Here is a 16,829-nt window from a genome sequence, read left to right on the forward strand (position 1 = left end):
CGAACGAGAAACGAAAGAGAGATGGGCATGGACCGACAGGCCAAAATCTACGTCGCCGGTCATCGCGGCATGGTGGGCGGCGCGCTCGTACGACGGTTGCGTGACGAAGGGTACGACAACCTCGTGACGCGCAGCAGTCGTGAACTCGACTTGCGTGACCAAGCGGCGACCCGGGCGTTCTTCGAGCACGAACGCCCCGAGTACGTGTTCCTCGCCGCCGCGAAAGTCGGTGGGATCCTCGCGAACAGCACTTACCCGGCGCAGTTCTTGTACGACAACTTGATGATCGGCACGAACGTCATTCATGCCGCCTACGAAACGGGAGTGCGCAAGCTGCTCAACCTCGGTTCGAGCTGCATCTACCCGAGGTTGGCGCCGCAACCGTTACAGGAAGACGCGCTCTTGACGGGACCGTTGGAAGTCACGAATCGCGCGTATGCCGTCGCGAAAATCGCGGCGATCGAGTTGTGCGATCACTACCGCGCGCAGTACGGCTGCGACTTCGTGAGCCTCATGCCGACGAATTTGTACGGACCGGGCGATAACTTCGACCTCACGAGTTCGCACGTCCTGCCGGCGTTGCTGCGCAAGATGGTGGACGCCAAGGAGCGAGGCGCGGTCAGCGTGGACGTGTGGGGCTCGGGGCGTCCGATGCGCGAGTTTCTGCACGTCGATGACCTCGCCGACGCGTGCTTGTTCGCGATGCGGCACGTGTCGGAAGCGGGACCGATCAACGTCGGGACGGGCGTGGATCTTTCGATCGGGGAGCTGGCCGCGTTGATCGCGGACGTGGTGGGGTTCGAAGGGGCGTTGGTGTTCGATGCCAGCAAGCCGGACGGCACGCCGCGGAAGTTGCTGGACGTGGGTCGCTTGGCGGCGTTGGGATGGCGCGCGAAGATCGAGTTGCGTGACGGCGTGCAGCGAACCCTTCACTGGTATCTCAACCACCGAGAAGAACGGTTGGCAAGAACTTGACGCAGGCGACGCGCGTACAAGCCGTCAAAGGCGAACGAGCGTCATCAGGAAGCGGCTTCGCGCGTCGCTCGTGGCGGCGCGGCTTGAAGCGCAGACGGGCGGCCCGTTTATGAGCTCATGGCGATCGAGCAAAATTCTGGTCACGGGCACGATCGACGAGATCGGCCGAACGCTCGTGCACAACTGGCGTGAACGCGGATACGAGCAGGTCGTCACGTACACGGCACCCAACGTAAATTTGCGTGACAAACGCGTCGTGAACACGTTCTTCGAGCGAGAGCTTCCCGACGTCGTGGTCGTGTTGTCGCCGAAGGTCAGCGCCGCGCCGAGGCGATCGCTGTCGCGCGCCTTGTGGCTGCGTCACAACCTCCTGACCGCCACGAACGTCATTCACGCCGCGTACTTGTACGACGTCGAGAAACTGCTTTACATCGACTGCGGCCTCACCTGCTTCGACTCGTTCACGTTCCACGGGCAAAGCGGCGCGTGGGCGGCGAGCGAGGACGCGCGGCGTCTCGCCGACGTCGCGGGCAGCGCGGCGGCGGCCTTGTGCGACAGCTACCGCTCTCAGTACGGCTGCAGCTTCACGAGCGCGTTCATCGGCAACTTGTACGGTCCGGGCGTGAACTTCGCGCCGGAAGATCGACACGTCGTCGCGACGCTGCTGCGGGAAGTGGCGCGCGGCAAGCGCGTCGGATCGCCCTCCGTTGAAGTGCGGGGACGAGCCGACTGGACGTGCGATCTGCTGCACGTCGAGGACTTCGTGGACGTGTGCACCACCTTGCTTCAAGACGAAGCGCGGGCGGGCACGGTGTCCGTCGAGCCCGCGCGGCGTTACAGCGTGAGCGAGGTGGCCGCCGAGGTACGACGCGCCGTTGGGTACGACGGTGAAATCCTGTTCGACGACGTCGGTCCGCCCGACCTCGCCCCGATGACCTCGCCGCTCGCGTCGCGCCTCGATTGGACGCCGCGCATCACCTTGCCCGATGGCTTGTCGTCGACGCTTCAATGGTTTTTGCGGCAGACGGCGCTGTCGGAATTGAACTGACGATCTTCGAGGAGCAGGAGGACCGAGACAACCTCGGTCCTCCTGCTCGCTCGTTTCCCGCGCCCTTTCTCACGGGCGCCGAAGTGCGCGAGAAACGCCTAAACACTGTGTGAAGCAGCATAATTTATCATCCTGTTACGCCTCTCTTCTTACCCTGGCTTCGAACATCCGCCTCGCTCGACCGCGAGGACTCTCGGAATACAGGCGAACAAAAGGAGAACAAGATGCGAGAAATCAAGCCGTTCAAAGTGGCGATCGTTGGCACCGGCTACGTGGGCTTGGGCACGGCCATCATGCTGGCGTACCTCGGCCATGACGTCGTCGGTCTCGACGTGGACGCCGCGAAAGTCGACATGCTGCGCCGAGGCCAGCTTCCCATCTACGAGCCGGGCCTCGCCGAACTGATGCAGCAGGCGGGCGAGCGCTTGCGCTGGACGACCGACTACGCCGAAGCGATTCCCGAGGCGGACGCGATCTTCATCTGCGTCGGCACTCCGCCGCAAGCGGACGGGCGCCCCGACTTGAAGTACGTGGCGGAGGCCGCGCGTTGCATCGCCCGCAACCTCAACGGCAAGGTGCAAGTCGTGGTGAACAAGAGCACCGTTCCCGTCGGTACGGGCGACTGGGTCGCCCGCCTCATCGAGGACAACGCCCTCGAATACCACGCCAACCGCTACTTCGTCGTGAGCAACCCCGAATTTTTGCGGGAAGGCACGGCCGTGCACGACTCGTTGTACCCGGACCGCATCGTCGTCGGCGGAGAACACGAGGAGGGCGTCAAGCGTCTCGTGGAACTGTACGCTCCGCTGCTCGAGCAAAGCTTCGAAGCGCCCGAGTTCGCGCCACGCCCGCAAGCCTACACGCGGCCCGCGCTCGTCACGACCAGCCTTGGCAGCGCCGAGATGATCAAGTACGCCGCGAACGCCTTCTTGGCGCTCAAAATCAGCTTCGCGAACGAAGTCGCGAACCTTTGCGAGCACGTCGACGCGGACATCGAGGAAGTCGTGCGCGGCATTGGGTGCGACGCGCGCATCGGTCCGCGGTTCCTCGCGGCGGGCGCCGGTTGGGGCGGTTCGTGCTTCGGCAAGGACACGGCGGCCTTGATCAGCACGGGCGCCGACTACGGTTACGACATGCCGATCTTGCAAGCGGCCGTGACCGTCAACACGCGTCAACGGCACGTTGCGATCACGAAGCTGCAACGCCACCTTCGCCGCCTCAAGGGCAAGCGCGTCGCGGTGCTCGGCATGGCCTTCAAGCCCGGAACGGACGACTTGCGTGACGCGCCCGCGTACGACTGCATCGCGCGTCTCGTCGACCTCGGCGCCACGGTCGTCGCCCACGATCCGATCGCCATGGACCGTGCGCGCCGCGAGTGGGCGAACCTCGAGTACGAGGAAGCGCCGACTGCTCAAGCGGCCCTCAAGGGCGCGGACGCCGTGCTCGTGATGACCGAATGGCAAGAGTACAAAGACCTCGATTGGTCGGCGGCGTGCCGCCTCATGCGCAACCGCCTCGTGATCGATTTGCGCGGCGTCGTGACGAGCGCTCCGGCCGCGACGGTCGTGGAACGCGTGGGCCGTCCCAGCTTGGGCGCGCCTCAAGACACCACACTCGCCGAGGGCGTCGCGTGAACATCTTGGTGACTGGAAGCGCAGGCTTCATCGGGAGTCACCTGACGAGCCGCTTGCTGAACGACGGCCACGCCGTCATTGGCGTCGACAACTACATCAGCGGGCAACGCGCGAACACCAAGCGCTTCTTCGATCATCCCCGTTTCAGATTCGTTGAAGCCGACGTTTCGCTCGGCATGCCCGACACGCACGAATCGCTCGACTACGTTCTTCACTTCGCGAGTCCCGCGAGCCCGCCTCACTACCAGCAGCATCCCATCGAAACGCTGATGGTGGGCGCGCAAGGAACGCAAAACGCCCTCGAACTCGCTCGCCGTCACGACGCCAAGTTCCTGCTCGCGAGCACGAGCGAAGTTTACGGCGACCCGAACGTTCACCCGCAGCCCGAAAGTTACTGGGGTCACGTGAATCCGAACGGGATCCGGTCGTGCTACGACGAAGCCAAGCGTTACGCGGAAGCGATCACGATGGCGTACCACCGTTACCACGGGCTCGACACGCGCATCGTGCGCATCTTCAACACGTACGGTCCGCGCATGCGCCACGACGACGGGCGCGTCGTCACGAACTTCGTCCATCAAGCGCTCGCCGGAGAGCCCCTCACCGTTTACGGCGACGGGCAGCAGACGCGCAGCTTTCAATTCGTCGACGACTTGATCGAAGGCGTCACGCGGCTCATGAGCGTGAGGCACCACGAGCCCGTCAACATCGGGAATCCCGACGAGTACACGGTGCTGGAGTTCGCGCAGATCATTCGCGACTTGATCGATCCCAGCCTCGACATCATTCACCGCCCCATGCCGCAAGACGATCCGCGGCAACGGCGGCCCGACATCACGCTCGCGAAGTCCTTGCTGAACTGGGAGCCGCGCGTGACCTTGCGCGAAGGCCTCGCGCGAACCATCGAAGGATTTCGCGAAGACCGCCGTCTGCTCGAATCGAGCGATCGTCGCGGGTGGCGACCCTTGACGTTTCACGTGGCAGGTGAAGGATGAACAACGGTGTGTGCGCGATCATCGTGACCTTCAATCGCAAGCACAAACTCGTCGAGTGTCTTCGGCGTGTCGAGGCCCTGACCGTTCGGCCGCAGCACGTCCTCGTGGTGGACAACGCTTCCACCGACGGGACGGGCGACGTCGTCCGAGAGCAGTTTCCGCACTTCGACCTCCTGACGCTCGACCATAACGTCGGCGGCGCGGGCGGCTTCTCGGCGGGCATGCGGCGCGCGTACGCGGCGGGCTTCGAATACGTGTGGTTGTTCGACGACGACGCCTTCGCCGATCCCGCCTGCTTGGAGCGTCTGCTCGCCGAAGCGCCCCACGCGGACGTCGTCGTGCCGATGCAAATCGATCAAGCGGGCCGTCGGTACGGCGTCTATCACTGGGACAACGGAACGGTCGAACTCGACAAGGACCGCGCCCGCGTGTTCGACGTCGACGTCTTCGCGTTCGTCGGGCCCTTGATGCCGCGTCACGTCATCCAAGCGATCGGGCTGCCGCGAGAAGACTTCTTCATCTGCGCCGACGACCTGGAGTACTCCCTGCGCATCAAGAACGCGGGCTTTCGCACGGTGTGTGTCGCCGACGCGGTCTTTCACCACGATTACGGCGGCAACACCGTGACCGTGAAGCGCTGGCGCCTCACGAGCATCCGCCGCACGTCTCCCGCGTGGAAGAACTACTACAACACCCGCAACGACATCCTCATCGCGCGCACCCTCGCGCCGCAGCAGACGTTGCCGTACGTCACGCACCTTCTTCGCAAGCACGTGCGCTCCTCGCTCGGCGAAGCCGTGTTCGACGTGGACTTCGCGCAGAAGTGGAAGTACACGACGCTCGGCGTGGTCGACGGCGTGCTCAACCGTTCGGGCAAGCGGCTGGATCCGGCGTCGTTGCGAGCGAAGCGGCCATGACGCGCAAACTTCGCGTGCTGTTCGTCTTCCAAAGCTTGGAGGGGCGCGGGCCCGAACGCGTGGCGCTCAACATCGTCTCGCACCTCGACCGCTCTCTCTTCGAGCCGAGCCTGTGGGTGCTCAAGCCCGACGAGGATCTTCGCGCGGACGTTCCGAGCGACGTGCCCATCGACGTGGCCCTCGCCGACGGAGCGCGCATTCGGCAGCAACTGCCGCGCATGTGGCGCTCGCTCGTGAAGCGCGCACGTGAAGCGGACGTCATCGTCGCGACGGTCGAACTGTTACCGACGTACCTCGCCTTCGCGGCGGGCGTGGCCGCGCGCAAACCGGTGCTCGGCTGGGTCCACAACCAGATGGACCGAGTGTTCGCGGCCTTTCCGAAGTGGAACTTTCACGCGTCGAAGTTCGTGTATCGCCGTCTCGCGCGCACCGTTTCGGTGTCGCAGGGAGTGCAGGACACCTTGCGGCGATTGCAGGACTTGCCGTCCGATCGCCTGCTCGTCTTGCACAATCCCCAGAACCTTCGGGCCATCGAAGCGCGCCGTGACGAGGCGTTGCCCGACTGGGCGGCGTTCATGAGCGAGCAGCCCACGATTCTCGCCGCCGGTCGCTTGACGCACCAAAAGGGCTTCGATTTGCTGATCGACGCGCACGCCCGCCTGCGCGAGCGAGGATCGCGGCACAACCTCGTGATTCTCGGGCGAGGCGAGCTTCACGACGAGCTCAAGCGTCAAGCGAGCGACCTCGGCGTGGCCGACAGCGTGTTCCTGCCCGGCTTCACCGCCAATCCGTACGCGTTCATGCGTCACGCGACCGCCTTCGCACTCTCTTCTCGTTACGAGGGGCTGGTCGGGGTCGTCGTGGAGGCGATGGCGTGCGGCTTGCCGGTCGTGGCCTTCGATTGTCCGTCGGGCACCGCCGAGTTGCTGCAAGACGGTCGTTGTGGGCTGCTCGCGCCTCCCGAGGACGTGTCGGCACTCGCCGACCGCTTGGGCGAGGTGCTGCGAGACGAGAAGTTGCGCCGTCATCTGTCCGAGCAGGGAACTCGCCGCGCGCTCGACTTCGCGCCGGAGCGCATCGTGCCGCAGTGGGAGCAGTTGCTGGCGGACGTCGTCGTCAGTCCTGCCGTTCACCGCGTGTCCACGCTCAACTCGTCGTTGTGACGTTCGCCTCCGGGCGCAGGCATCGAAGGCGCGGCTCGATGCCTGCGCCTCGCTGACTCGTCCATGAGAAGTTTCCTGATCTTTCCGAGTCCGCGTGTGTCACCTACGAACGCGTCGTTCGGATCATAGTGAGAAACGCATCGGAGACACCTCTATCCTCGCTTCCCCGCTTCCTCACCGACTGCTCAGGAGATCGTATGCACGTTCGACTTGCCTTGCTCGCTTTGCCCCTCGTCCTCGCCGCGTGCGGCAGCCCTGCTCTCGACGCGCCCGGAGATCCTTACGCGGACGGCGTGAGCCACGCTTGGTCGGACGGTGCGGGCCTCACCTCGTCCGGCGCTGTCAAGCCCGCGTCGACGCGTGACTTGCGCGGCACCGTCTTTCTCGGTTCGCTCACGTGGGCCTCGGCCAGCAACGGGTGGGGTCCGATCGAGAAGGACGTGAGCAACGGCGAGTCGGCGGCAGGCGACGGCCGTCGGTTGTCCATCGACGGGCGAAAGTTCGCCAAGGGCCTCGGCATGCACGCGGACGCGCGCGTCACGTACCGGCTCGGAGGTGCGTGCCGAACCTTCGCGGCCTTCGTCGGCATCGACGACGAAGTCGGAAATCGCGGAAGCGCCGTCTTCCGCGTGCTCGCCGACGGAACGTTGAAGTTCGACAGCGGCGTGCTGCGCGGCGCGGACGGCGCCAAGAGCGTGAACGTCGACGTGAGCGGCGCGCGCGAAGTGACGCTCGTCACGACGGACGCGGGCGATGGCATCGCGTACGATCACGCCAACTGGGCCGACGCCCGAGTAGCGTGCACGGGCGGTTCGACGTTCGTGTCCTCGCCGCCGAGCGGGAGCCTCGACTCGTCGTTCGCCACCATTCAAGCGGACTTCGCCGTGCGCGACACGGCCGTGCAGCCCGACGGCAAGCTGCTCGTGCTGGGCCACTCGTCGGATCTCAACAGCCTCGGCTACGTCATCGCGCGCTACAACGCCGACGGAACGCCCGACCTCGCCTTCGGCACGAACGGCCGCACGACGCTGAGCGTCGGTTCGCTCAACTACGCGGCGAGCATCGCGGTGCAATCCGACGGCAAGATCGTCGCGTCGGGTCGAAGCGAGTTTCCCAAGCCCCTGCCCGATATCGGAGCGCAAGTCGTCGACGTCGTCATGCGGCTCACGGCGAGCGGGCAACGCGACGTGACCTTCGGTTCGAACGGCGTCGTTATTCTCGGCCGCGCGTCGGGCAGCTCGCTCGACCTCGCGTCGCAACCCGACGGCAAGATGCTGCTCGTGCAAGGCGCGCCCTTCTCGGTCTTGCGACTGCTGCCCGACGGAACCCGCGACTTCGCGTTCGGCCCGAACGGTCGCGTGGACCTCTCGTTCGACGTTCCGAGCGGCGAGACCGTGGCGAGTTCCGAAGCGACGCGCGTCGCCTCGCAAAGCGACGGGCGCATCGTGCTGAGCGGCGTGCGGCGCTTGCAGAACACCGATGGGTCCACGCGCAGCGAGTGGCTTGTAGCGCGCTTGACGTCGAACGGCACGCTCGACTCGTCGTTCGACGCGGACGGCCGTCTCGTGGCTTTCGACGATTCCCTGCACGCGGCGCGGCTCACGGATCTCGTCGTCGGCGCGAACGGAGACGTCGCGCTCGGCGGTCAGGATCACGGCGGTTCGTGCGTCGGGGCGGCGCTGCACAACGACGGAGCGCTCGCGTTCCGAATCGGGCCGGACGTGTCGTTCGTCGGGTACGGCAACGCGAGCCTCGCGTACCAAGCCGACGGGCGCCTGCTCGTCGCTTGCCAGCCCGTCAACGTGGCGGCTTCGCAAGGGCCGCTGGTATCGCGCGTGAATGTCGACGGAACGCTGGATACCGCGTTCGGCACGAACGGCTCGCGCACGGTGGGAGACGCGGGCGGTGTCCTCGTGCAGCCCGGCGGCAAGATCGTCGTGGGATGGCAGACGATCACGCGCTTGAATCCGTGACGCGCTGACCGCGCCACGAATTCAAGCCCTGCCTTTCACGGATCGCGGATGGGTCTCGAGGCGCTCCTCGTGTCGAAGAGCGCCGAGGCCTGACGTTGCTCGAGGGCCGCGAAGTACGCCAGGTACGCGTCGGCGACGACGTCCGGCTCGAATTGCCGCAGATGAGCTTGCAGCGCGGCTTCCTCTTGAGGCGTTCGCGGCGGGTCGTTCAGCGCGCCCAGGAGTTGCGCGCCGAACGCGTCCGCGTCCCCGACGGGCGCCAAGCGTCCGAAGACGCCGCCTTGCAGAATTTCGTTCGGGCCGCTGCAGCAGTCGGTGGACACCACGCGGCAACCGCACGACAAGGCTTCCACGAGCACGTTTCCGAAGCCTTCCCAGCGAGACGGAAAGGCGAACACGCGCGCCGCGCGCAAGTACGCTTGCGGGCGCTTCGTGAACGGCACGATCTGCACGCGGTCGCCGAGGTTCGAGGCGTCGATGTGCGCTTGCAGCCGTTCTCGCTGCGAACCCGATCCGACGATCAGCAGACGCGCGTTCGTCGCGGGCGCGATGCGGGCGAAGGCCGAGATCAGCGTGAAGTGGTCTTTTTGCGCTTCCAAGCGACCCATGGACACCACCAGGGGACGCGTGTCGTCCACGAGCCAGGGATGCTCGGGCTCCACGGGCGGAGTCGCGTCCGGAGTGATGCGCGCGGGATTGTAGACGACTTTGATGTCGCCGGGTTGAAGGTCGCACGTCTCGACGAGGATGTCCGCGACGCCCTTGGAGATGGCGATGACTCCATCGGCGAATTTGTACGTGACCTTCGCGATTTCGTACGCGACTTTGATGAGCTTGGGCTCGACCGCGTAATTCTCGCTGAGGTTGTTCGCCTCACGCACGACGAGGACGGCGGGCGACCGCGCGAGCCAACGAGCGGCGATGGCGTACACGTTGACGTGCACGAGCGTGCTCAGCAGGTAGTCGGGACGGTGGCGGCGCAAGAAGCGCACGAGGGGCAGGAGCGCCGTCGCGGTGCGCTTGGTGCCGAGCGTTTCGACGCGAACGTTCGCGTCGACGAGGTTGAAGTACACGCCTTTGTCCTCGGCGAGCACGATCGTGACGTCGTGCCCTCGACGCGCGAAGGTGTTGGCGAGGACGATCATCATCTTCTCGGCGCCGCCGCCTGCGAGGTCGTGCAAGAACAGCAGGATGCGCTTGGGGCTCTGCGGGGTACGCGTCATGGTGGCCGTTTCATTCATGAGCGACCTCAGTCCGAACTCCGAGCGGAGCGAAGGCGAGCTGGCACGCGCCGCAAAGCGCCGCGCAGCATGTGTTGCAACTCGTTGGGCGGCCCGAACAGGACGAGCGCGCCCAGGACGAGGCCGCCGACGGCTCCTTCGAGCGCGAACAACGCGAACGGTGGAACGCCCGAAGCGCGCGATACGGCCGCGACCATCCACAAGACCGCGCCCATGAGAAGCCCGCTCGCGCCACCCCACGCGTAAGAACCGATGATGTGCCGCGTGCCGTCGCCGAGGATGCGGCGCGCGACCCACTCGAACGCGAGCGACCGCACCACCGAGGCCGCAACGAGCACCCACGCGAACGAGAGGACGTCGCCGCCGAGCGCGAACACGAGGGCGAACGCGCCGAGCAAGATCACGAAGTACACGGCTTGAATGAGCATCCGGGCGCGCAGGCGCGCCGTCGCTTCGGCGAGCACGGCGGACAGACCGCTCAGGACGGCGAAGGGCATGAACAGCGCGAAGGCCTGCACGATGGGCGTGGCGCCGATGAACTGCGCGCCGAGCATCACGAGGACGATTTCTCGGGCGCACACGAAGATGCCGGCGGCGGCGGCGAACATGATGACGGCGAGCGCGCGCAACGCCGAGAGGTACGCGCTTTGCAGGCGCGCCGCGTCCGTCTGGATGGCGCTGAAGGAAGGGGCGAGGACGCGCGTGAGGCTGCGCGCGAAGTTCTGCGAGGGAACCGTGACGGTGTTGAACGCTCGGTTGTACAACCCGACCGCGGACGAGTCGAACCAGCGGCTCGCGAGGAACGTGTCGAGGTTGTTGCTGAGGTAGTCGAGGAAGTTGACGACGGTGATTTTGCTGCTGAAGGAGATGATGCCGTGGAAGTCGTCCCGGCGAATCGTCAAGCGCAGCGAGTGACGCGAGTAAGCGTAGGCGATCGTGGCTTGAATGCCGGCTTGCGCGAGGGCGCTGATCGGCAAGCTCATCGCGCCGTAGCCGAGGGCGGCGGCGCCGAGGCCGATCACGCCGTGACCGACGATGTAGGACGTCAGTTCGGCGATGACGAGCGGGCGGAATTTGAGGTCGCGCCGCAAAAGGCTCGTCGAGACGATGATGGACGCGCTCAGCAGGTAAGTGCAGGCGTAACCTCGCACGACGGCCGTGACCTCGTCATTGTGCGCCAGTTGTCCCGCGAACGGCGCGAGAAGCCAGCCGAGCGCGGTCGCGACCGCGCCGAGCAGCATGGCCATCGTGAAGGCGGCGCGAACGTCTCGCTCGGAAAGGTTGGGCCGTTGAATGAGCGCGAGCCCGATGCCGAGGTCCGTGATGAAGAGGCCGAGGCGTTGCAGCGCCATGGCGGGCGCGACGACGCCGAACGCGTGCGGTGAGAGAAGACGGGCGAGCACGGCCGAGAACACGAGCTGGAGCGCGATGCCGACGAACAACGAGAAGTAGCTCCACTTGATCGCCGTGACGGTCTTGGCTTTGAGGTCGCTCATGACGCGCCCGCACCGCCTTGACCGCGCGCCGTGGCGTACGCGTGTTCGTGCGCGACGCGACGAGAACGGTGAAGCACAACAGGAAGGAATGGAAGATGAGCCGACCTCATGGATGCGCAGCATAGAAGGCGGCGCGTTACCCGAAGGTAAATTGACGGCGCTGGCGCAATTCTAAAGACCTCATAAAGTTCTTTTGCCGCAATCTTAGAGAATAGAAAGATGATAGGACCACTTAATGAAGCTGCTGCATCTTTGTTTTAGAAGACCCTTTCTCATATGATGCGTCCAAGCCTAAAGATCAGCTCATTAAGTATCTTTAAAGTAATTTCAGATGAAGGAAGACGAACCCTTTCTTCAATCCTTTCTTACTTAGTCGGCTCGCGACGTCCCTAGCCCTACCACTTTCCTGCTTTCCTGGAGACTTCATGTCCTTGTTCCCCGCTCGCGCTCGCCTCTTGCCTTCCCTCGGTCTCGCCGTCCTCACCCTCACCCTCGCCGCGTGCGGACAGCAAGGCGTTCCCTCGGCACCGATCGCCAAGACGCCGACTGCCACGATCGACTCCGTCTACGACGGAACGGACCGTTCGTGGGCGCTCGCGGCGCCTGAAGCGCGTGTCGTCGACAAGACCGTGCGTGCGCAGCTCGTGAACGGCAACAGCGACCTCAGCGCCGAACCGTTCGTCACGGCGACGAACGGCTGGGGCCCGGTCGAACGAGACAAGAGCAACGGCGAGTGGGCCGCAGGCGACGGCCGCGTTCTCACGATCGGCGGGCAGACCTTCGCCAAGGGAATCGGGACGCACGCGGGCTCCACGGTCACGTTCAACCTCGGCGCGAAGTGCACCACGTTCACGGGCGGCGTCGGCATCGACGATGAAGTCGGCAGCCTCGGAAGCGCGGTCTTCCAGATTTACGGCAACGGCGTGAAGTTGTACGACAGCGGCGTCGTGCGTGGCACGGACCTCGTGAAGACCTTCAGCGTGAACGTCTCGGGCGTCAACGAGCTCAAACTCGTCGTGACCGACGCGGGCGACGGCGTGAACTACGACCACGCCGACTGGGTGAACACGGTGCTCGGCAACTGCAACGTCACGCCCAGCACGACGATCCAGTACAGCGGTCCCATCGTCATCAAGCAGGGCGGTACGTACACCGGCAACTGGGAAAGCCTCAACCCCGACGTGCCTGCCGTGTCCGTCCAAACCGACCAGCCCGTCACGATCGTGAACTCGAACATCCGTGGCCGCGGCGACCTCATCCGCGGTTGGTGGATGGACCTCACGGTGCGCAACACCAACGGCTACGGCCTCAACCCGAACCGTTACGACTTGCACGCGGGCCGCTTCGTGGCCGCCGAGAACCTCAAGAACCTCGTGCTGGAAAACAACTTGCTCGACAACACGGGCGGCATCTACATCAACGTCTTCAACGGCAGCGCCGCCGCCGGACAAACGGTCAAGATCCTGCGGAACAAGGTGAAGAACATCAACGGCCGCAAGAGCGACGGTGCGAACGGCTACCTCAACACCGGTTACTACCTGCAGTTCGTGCAGATGTCGAAAGTTCGCGACATCGCCAACGCCGAAATCGGGTGGAACGAAGTCATCAACGAGCCGAACAAGAGCTTCCTCGAAGAGAACATCAACCTCTACGCGACGAGCGGCACGGCGGCGAGCCCCATCCGCATCCACGACAACTTCATCAAGGGCGCGTACGCCATCAACCCCTCCACGAACACCCAGTACTCCGGCGGCGGCATCCTTGTCGGCGACGGCAGCATGGACGGCCCGGGTTCGGTCGGCGCGTACGTGGACGTCTACCGTAACCAAGTCGTCAGCACGTCCAACCAGGCGTACGCCATCTCCGGCGGCCACGACCACCGCTTCTTCGAGAACCGCGCCGTCTCCAGCGGCCGTCTGCCCGACGGCTCCATCATCGCGGCGCAAAACGTCGGCGCGTACGTGTGGGACGCCATGAACGGCGCCGGAGTCGGCATCTGGTACAACAACACGCTGCGTGACAACCTCATCGGCTGGACGCGAATCAACAGCGCTGGCACGACTTGGTTCAACAACTACTGGCTGCCTTCGTGCACGACCGCGCTGTGCTACAACAACCAGAACTGGAGCGGCGCCGTCACGCTCGACACCGAAGCGCAAGAGTATCAAGTGTGGCTGAACAAGCTCACGCAAAATGGCGTCGCCGTCGGCCCTCGCTGAGCTTCCCACTCATCTGAACTTTCAATGAAGGCGGGCCCGCACGTTTATCGTGCGGGCCCGCCTTCGACTTTACGCTGCTGTAACGCCGCCTCCCAGATACTGCGGGCGCACTCAGTTCGAGTGATCGCGTCGTGAAGCCCCGAAGCGACGCCGCAGCGATCAGTCGCCACCGCGAACATCGCATGACAAGGAGCGTGAAGGATGTCTCAGCCGTTGGAATTTCAAGCAGCGCCGGACGAAGGCTACCGCCTCGTGACCGCGCTACGCCGCTTCGCCCTCCCGATTCTCGGCGCGACCCTGCTCGCCGGAGCGGGCGGATACCTGCTCGCGAAGCGCAACGCGCCCGTCTACCAGGCGTCCAGCACGATCATGATCGCGTCCGGTGACGGGAACGGCGTGTTGCGCGACACCGTCGTCACGTCGTCGCCCCCGTCGGCCAGCGCCGTCATGCAAGCTTTGCGCAGCCAGCCCGTCGGCGAAGACATCATTCGGCGTCTGCCGGACTCCGGCTTGTCAGACGACCGCGTGCAGTTCCTGCAAAACAGCTTGCGCAACCGCATCAGAAACGGTAACTCCCCGCTCACCGCCGAAGCCGCCAACTCGGGCGATCAAGGCAACGTGATCATCGTGCGCGCTTACGCCAGCACGCCGCTCAACGCGCAAGCCCTGGCCAACACGGGCGTGGCGGCCCTGCTCGCTTGGGACGCCGGTCGCGCCGGACGCCGCTTGGAGCAAGTGCGCGCCAGCATCGAACGCCAACTCGAGGCGCTCAACCGCGCCGACCTTCGCGACAACCTCGTTCCCACTGAAGAAGGCGCCCTCAACAGCGACGCCCGCGCCGACGCCCGCTCTCGCCTGGTCCGAGATCTCGCGCTCATCGACACCCTCAGGACCTCCACCGTCACCAGCCTCGACGTCGTCGCGCCGGCCACCGTACCCAGCACGCCGATCTCGCCGCAACCCGGACGCAACGCGCTCCTCGCCGCGTTGCTCGCGCTCCTCGCCGCGTCCGGAGCGGCCGTCCTGATCGACGCGTTGCGTCGCCGCGTGGACTCGGAGCGTGACGCCGCGCGTTGGGGCCTGCCCGTCTTGGGGCAATTGTCGCGCCTCGATCCGCAGCAGTTGCAAGAAGGCGTCCTTCGCGCCGCCCACGAAGGCGGCTGGGCCCAAAGCTTGGGCTTCACGCGCGTGAATTTGCTCGCGCAACTTGCGCCGCACGCGTCTCGCCGCGTCGTCTTCTCCAGCTTGCGCGGCGGCGAAGGCGCCAGCAGCGTCACGGCCGCCGTCGCCACGGCGTTGGCGGCGGGCGGTCAACGCGTCCTCGTCGTGGACGCCGATCCGCAGGGGCATCGTCAACTCGACGTTTGGGGCGGCTCGAACCGCGGTGTGTGGCGTGACGTCGCGATCGGCCGCGCGGAGGACAACGGTCAAGTCGCGGTGACGCCGCAAAGCGAGGAGACGCGCGTGCTCGCCGTGACGACCCGCGTGGACTTGCTGCTCGCCAACGCTTCGGACGGCTCGAGAATCGCCGACGTGCGCGCCGTGCTCGCCTCGTTGAGCCAAGCGTACGACGTCGTCTTGATCGACGCGCCTCCCGTGCTGCAATCGGCCGACGCGCTCGAACTCGCGCCGCTCACCGAAGGACTCGTGCTCGTCGTGGAAGCCGCCTCCACGACCGACCAGGACGTGGAGCGCGCGTTGCGTCACGTCAAGCTCGTCGGGGGCCGCGTGCTGGGAATCATGCTGAACAAAGTGTCGACGTCGAGCGACATCAGCGTTAAGATTCCGTCACTGAAGCAACGCTCGGCCCTGAAGTCCGCCAAGTCGATGACGCCTTAACGCGAATCTCGACAGCAGAGAAGATGCGGTAGCGCTGCCGGGAGGAAGCAACCGATGCGAAGACACAAGAAAAAACGAATTTTACCCTCAATGATCAAAGGTGTCCTGCTCGTCGCGGCGTTCACGAGCGTCGAGGACGTGGCCGACGCGCAAACGAGCAATCAAACGATCAAGTTCAGCGGTCCCATCACCATCACCAAAGGCGGCACGTACCGCGGCAATTGGCGCAGTCTCAGCCAGCGCGTGCCCGCCGTCACGATCGCCACGAGTCAACCCGTCATCATCGAGTACTCCAACATCGAAGGTCGCGGCACCTTGATCTACAGCGCCTTCAAGCAAGCCGACGTCACCGTCCGCAACTCGCGCGCCGTGGCCTTGTACCCCAATCGGACCATCGGCTGGTACGCGTTCCCCGGACGCTTCATCCACTTCGAGGAGTTCCACAACGCCCGAATCGAGAACAACGAGTTGGTCGGCACCTCCGGCATGTACTTCCGAGGCTTTCTCGGCAACCCCGCCAAAGGCCAGACGATCAAGGTGCTGCGCAACCGAGCGCGCAACATCGACGGACGGTACAGCATCGGCAACGGCCAGTGGTCGAAAGATCAGCACCGCCTCGTGCAATTCGTGCAATTCAACGGCATTCGCGGTCTTCCAAACGCGGAAATCGCCTGGAACGAAATCATCAACGAGCCGGGCAAGAGCCGCGTCGAAGAGAACATCAGCATGTACGTCTCCGGTGGAACCGCCAAGAGCCCGATCCTGATCCACGACAACTACATCCAAGGCGCCTTCGCGGCGCGGCCCGAAACGATGACGTACTCCGGCGGAGGCATGAACCTCGGAGACGGCAGCTCGAAGACCGTCGCGGGCGCCGCCGCGTTCATTCGGGCGTACAACAACCAGATCATCGGAACGACGAACATCGGAATCGCCGTGTCGGCCGGTCACGACATCGAGGTGTACAACAACCGCATCGTTTCCAGCGGCTACTTGCCGAGCGGTCGTACCGCCCACGCGCAAAACGTCGGTATTTACATCTGGGATATGCCGGGTGACACCAAACGCGGCACGTTCTTCAACAACGTCGCGCGCAACAACCTCGTCGGCTACGGCACGCCCCTGCGAGGACGCGGCACGCAAAATCCGTACTGGCTGCCCAATTGCGCCCGCGACGCGCGCGGCGCGAGCCGCTGCGTCGCCAACGCCACGATGAAAGGGCCCATCACGATGACGATGGAACGCCAAGAATTCGACCGTTGGCAAGCCAAGGTAAAAGCGGCGGGTTTACGCGTCGGGCCGAGCGCCGCGCCAAAGCGTTAACGCCGA

The 16,829-nt window shown here is 64.9% G+C and carries 13 protein-coding genes; 11 read left to right on the forward strand and 2 right to left on the reverse strand.

Annotation, left to right across the window (positions count from 1 at the left end; genetic code table 11):
- The first annotated feature begins 27 nt into the window (after positions 1-27).
- The 7 genes from DES52_RS03000 (at position 28) to DES52_RS03030 (ending at position 8,705) form a co-directional block, all read left to right on the forward strand.
- Positions 28-975: a GDP-L-fucose synthase family protein gene (locus DES52_RS03000; RefSeq protein WP_110885515.1), complete on the forward strand. Its 948-nt coding sequence runs from the start codon at positions 28-30 to the stop codon at positions 973-975.
- A gap of 109 nt (positions 976-1,084) precedes the next feature.
- Positions 1,085-2,023 (forward strand): NAD-dependent epimerase/dehydratase family protein, encoded by a 939-nt coding sequence (locus DES52_RS03005; RefSeq protein ID WP_110885306.1) that lies wholly within the window; start codon positions 1,085-1,087, stop codon positions 2,021-2,023.
- Between the two features lie 224 nt (positions 2,024-2,247).
- On the forward strand, positions 2,248-3,657 hold the full coding sequence (locus DES52_RS03010) for a UDP-glucose dehydrogenase family protein (protein ID WP_110885307.1): 1,410 nt from the start codon (positions 2,248-2,250) through the stop codon (positions 3,655-3,657).
- On the forward strand, positions 3,654-4,652 hold the full coding sequence (locus tag DES52_RS03015; RefSeq protein WP_110885308.1) for a UDP-glucuronic acid decarboxylase family protein: 999 nt from the start codon (positions 3,654-3,656) through the stop codon (positions 4,650-4,652). Before DES52_RS03010 ends, DES52_RS03015 begins: the two co-directional genes overlap by 4 nt.
- Positions 4,649-5,569 (forward strand): glycosyltransferase family 2 protein, encoded by a 921-nt coding sequence (locus DES52_RS03020; RefSeq protein WP_110885309.1) that lies wholly within the window; start codon positions 4,649-4,651, stop codon positions 5,567-5,569. Before DES52_RS03015 ends, DES52_RS03020 begins: the two co-directional genes overlap by 4 nt.
- Positions 5,566-6,732, forward strand: coding sequence for a glycosyltransferase (locus DES52_RS03025; RefSeq protein ID WP_110885310.1), 1,167 nt, complete (start codon positions 5,566-5,568; stop codon positions 6,730-6,732). The genes DES52_RS03020 and DES52_RS03025 overlap by 4 nt, the downstream gene beginning before the upstream one ends.
- A gap of 197 nt (positions 6,733-6,929) precedes the next feature.
- Positions 6,930-8,705 (forward strand): NPCBM/NEW2 domain-containing protein, encoded by a 1,776-nt coding sequence (locus DES52_RS03030; RefSeq protein WP_110885311.1) that lies wholly within the window; start codon positions 6,930-6,932, stop codon positions 8,703-8,705.
- A 35-nt stretch (positions 8,706-8,740) separates the two neighbouring features.
- On the opposite strand, the gene DES52_RS03035 is transcribed toward DES52_RS03030, so the two are convergent.
- Both DES52_RS03035 and DES52_RS03040 read right to left on the reverse strand, forming a co-directional pair.
- Positions 8,741-9,946, reverse strand: a complete 1,206-nt coding sequence (locus DES52_RS03035; protein WP_110885312.1) for a glycosyltransferase — start codon at positions 9,944-9,946, stop codon at positions 8,741-8,743.
- 8 nt (positions 9,947-9,954) lie between these two features.
- On the reverse strand, positions 9,955-11,442 hold the full coding sequence (locus tag DES52_RS03040; RefSeq protein ID WP_170130866.1) for a lipopolysaccharide biosynthesis protein: 1,488 nt from the start codon (positions 11,440-11,442) through the stop codon (positions 9,955-9,957).
- Here DES52_RS03040 and DES52_RS22785 point away from each other — a divergent pair.
- From DES52_RS22785 to DES52_RS23365, 4 genes are all read left to right on the forward strand, one after another.
- Positions 11,441-11,617, forward strand: coding sequence for a hypothetical protein (locus DES52_RS22785; RefSeq protein ID WP_170130867.1), 177 nt, complete (start codon positions 11,441-11,443; stop codon positions 11,615-11,617). The genes DES52_RS03040 and DES52_RS22785 overlap by 2 nt on opposite strands.
- 250 nt (positions 11,618-11,867) lie before the next feature.
- Positions 11,868-13,661: an NPCBM/NEW2 domain-containing protein gene (locus tag DES52_RS03045; protein ID WP_110885314.1), complete on the forward strand. Its 1,794-nt coding sequence runs from the start codon at positions 11,868-11,870 to the stop codon at positions 13,659-13,661.
- A 201-nt stretch (positions 13,662-13,862) separates the two neighbouring features.
- Positions 13,863-15,500 carry an AAA family ATPase gene (locus DES52_RS03050; protein WP_110885315.1) on the forward strand — a complete coding sequence of 546 codons (1,638 nt, stop codon included), beginning with the start codon at positions 13,863-13,865 and terminating at the stop codon, positions 15,498-15,500.
- 90 nt (positions 15,501-15,590) lie between these two features.
- Positions 15,591-16,823 carry a right-handed parallel beta-helix repeat-containing protein gene (locus DES52_RS23365; protein ID WP_110885316.1) on the forward strand — a complete coding sequence of 411 codons (1,233 nt, stop codon included), beginning with the start codon at positions 15,591-15,593 and terminating at the stop codon, positions 16,821-16,823.
- Positions 16,824-16,829 lie beyond the last annotated feature (6 nt).

Source organism: Deinococcus yavapaiensis KR-236 (genome assembly GCF_003217515.1).
Lineage (GTDB): Bacteria > Deinococcota > Deinococci > Deinococcales > Deinococcaceae > Deinococcus_A > Deinococcus_A yavapaiensis.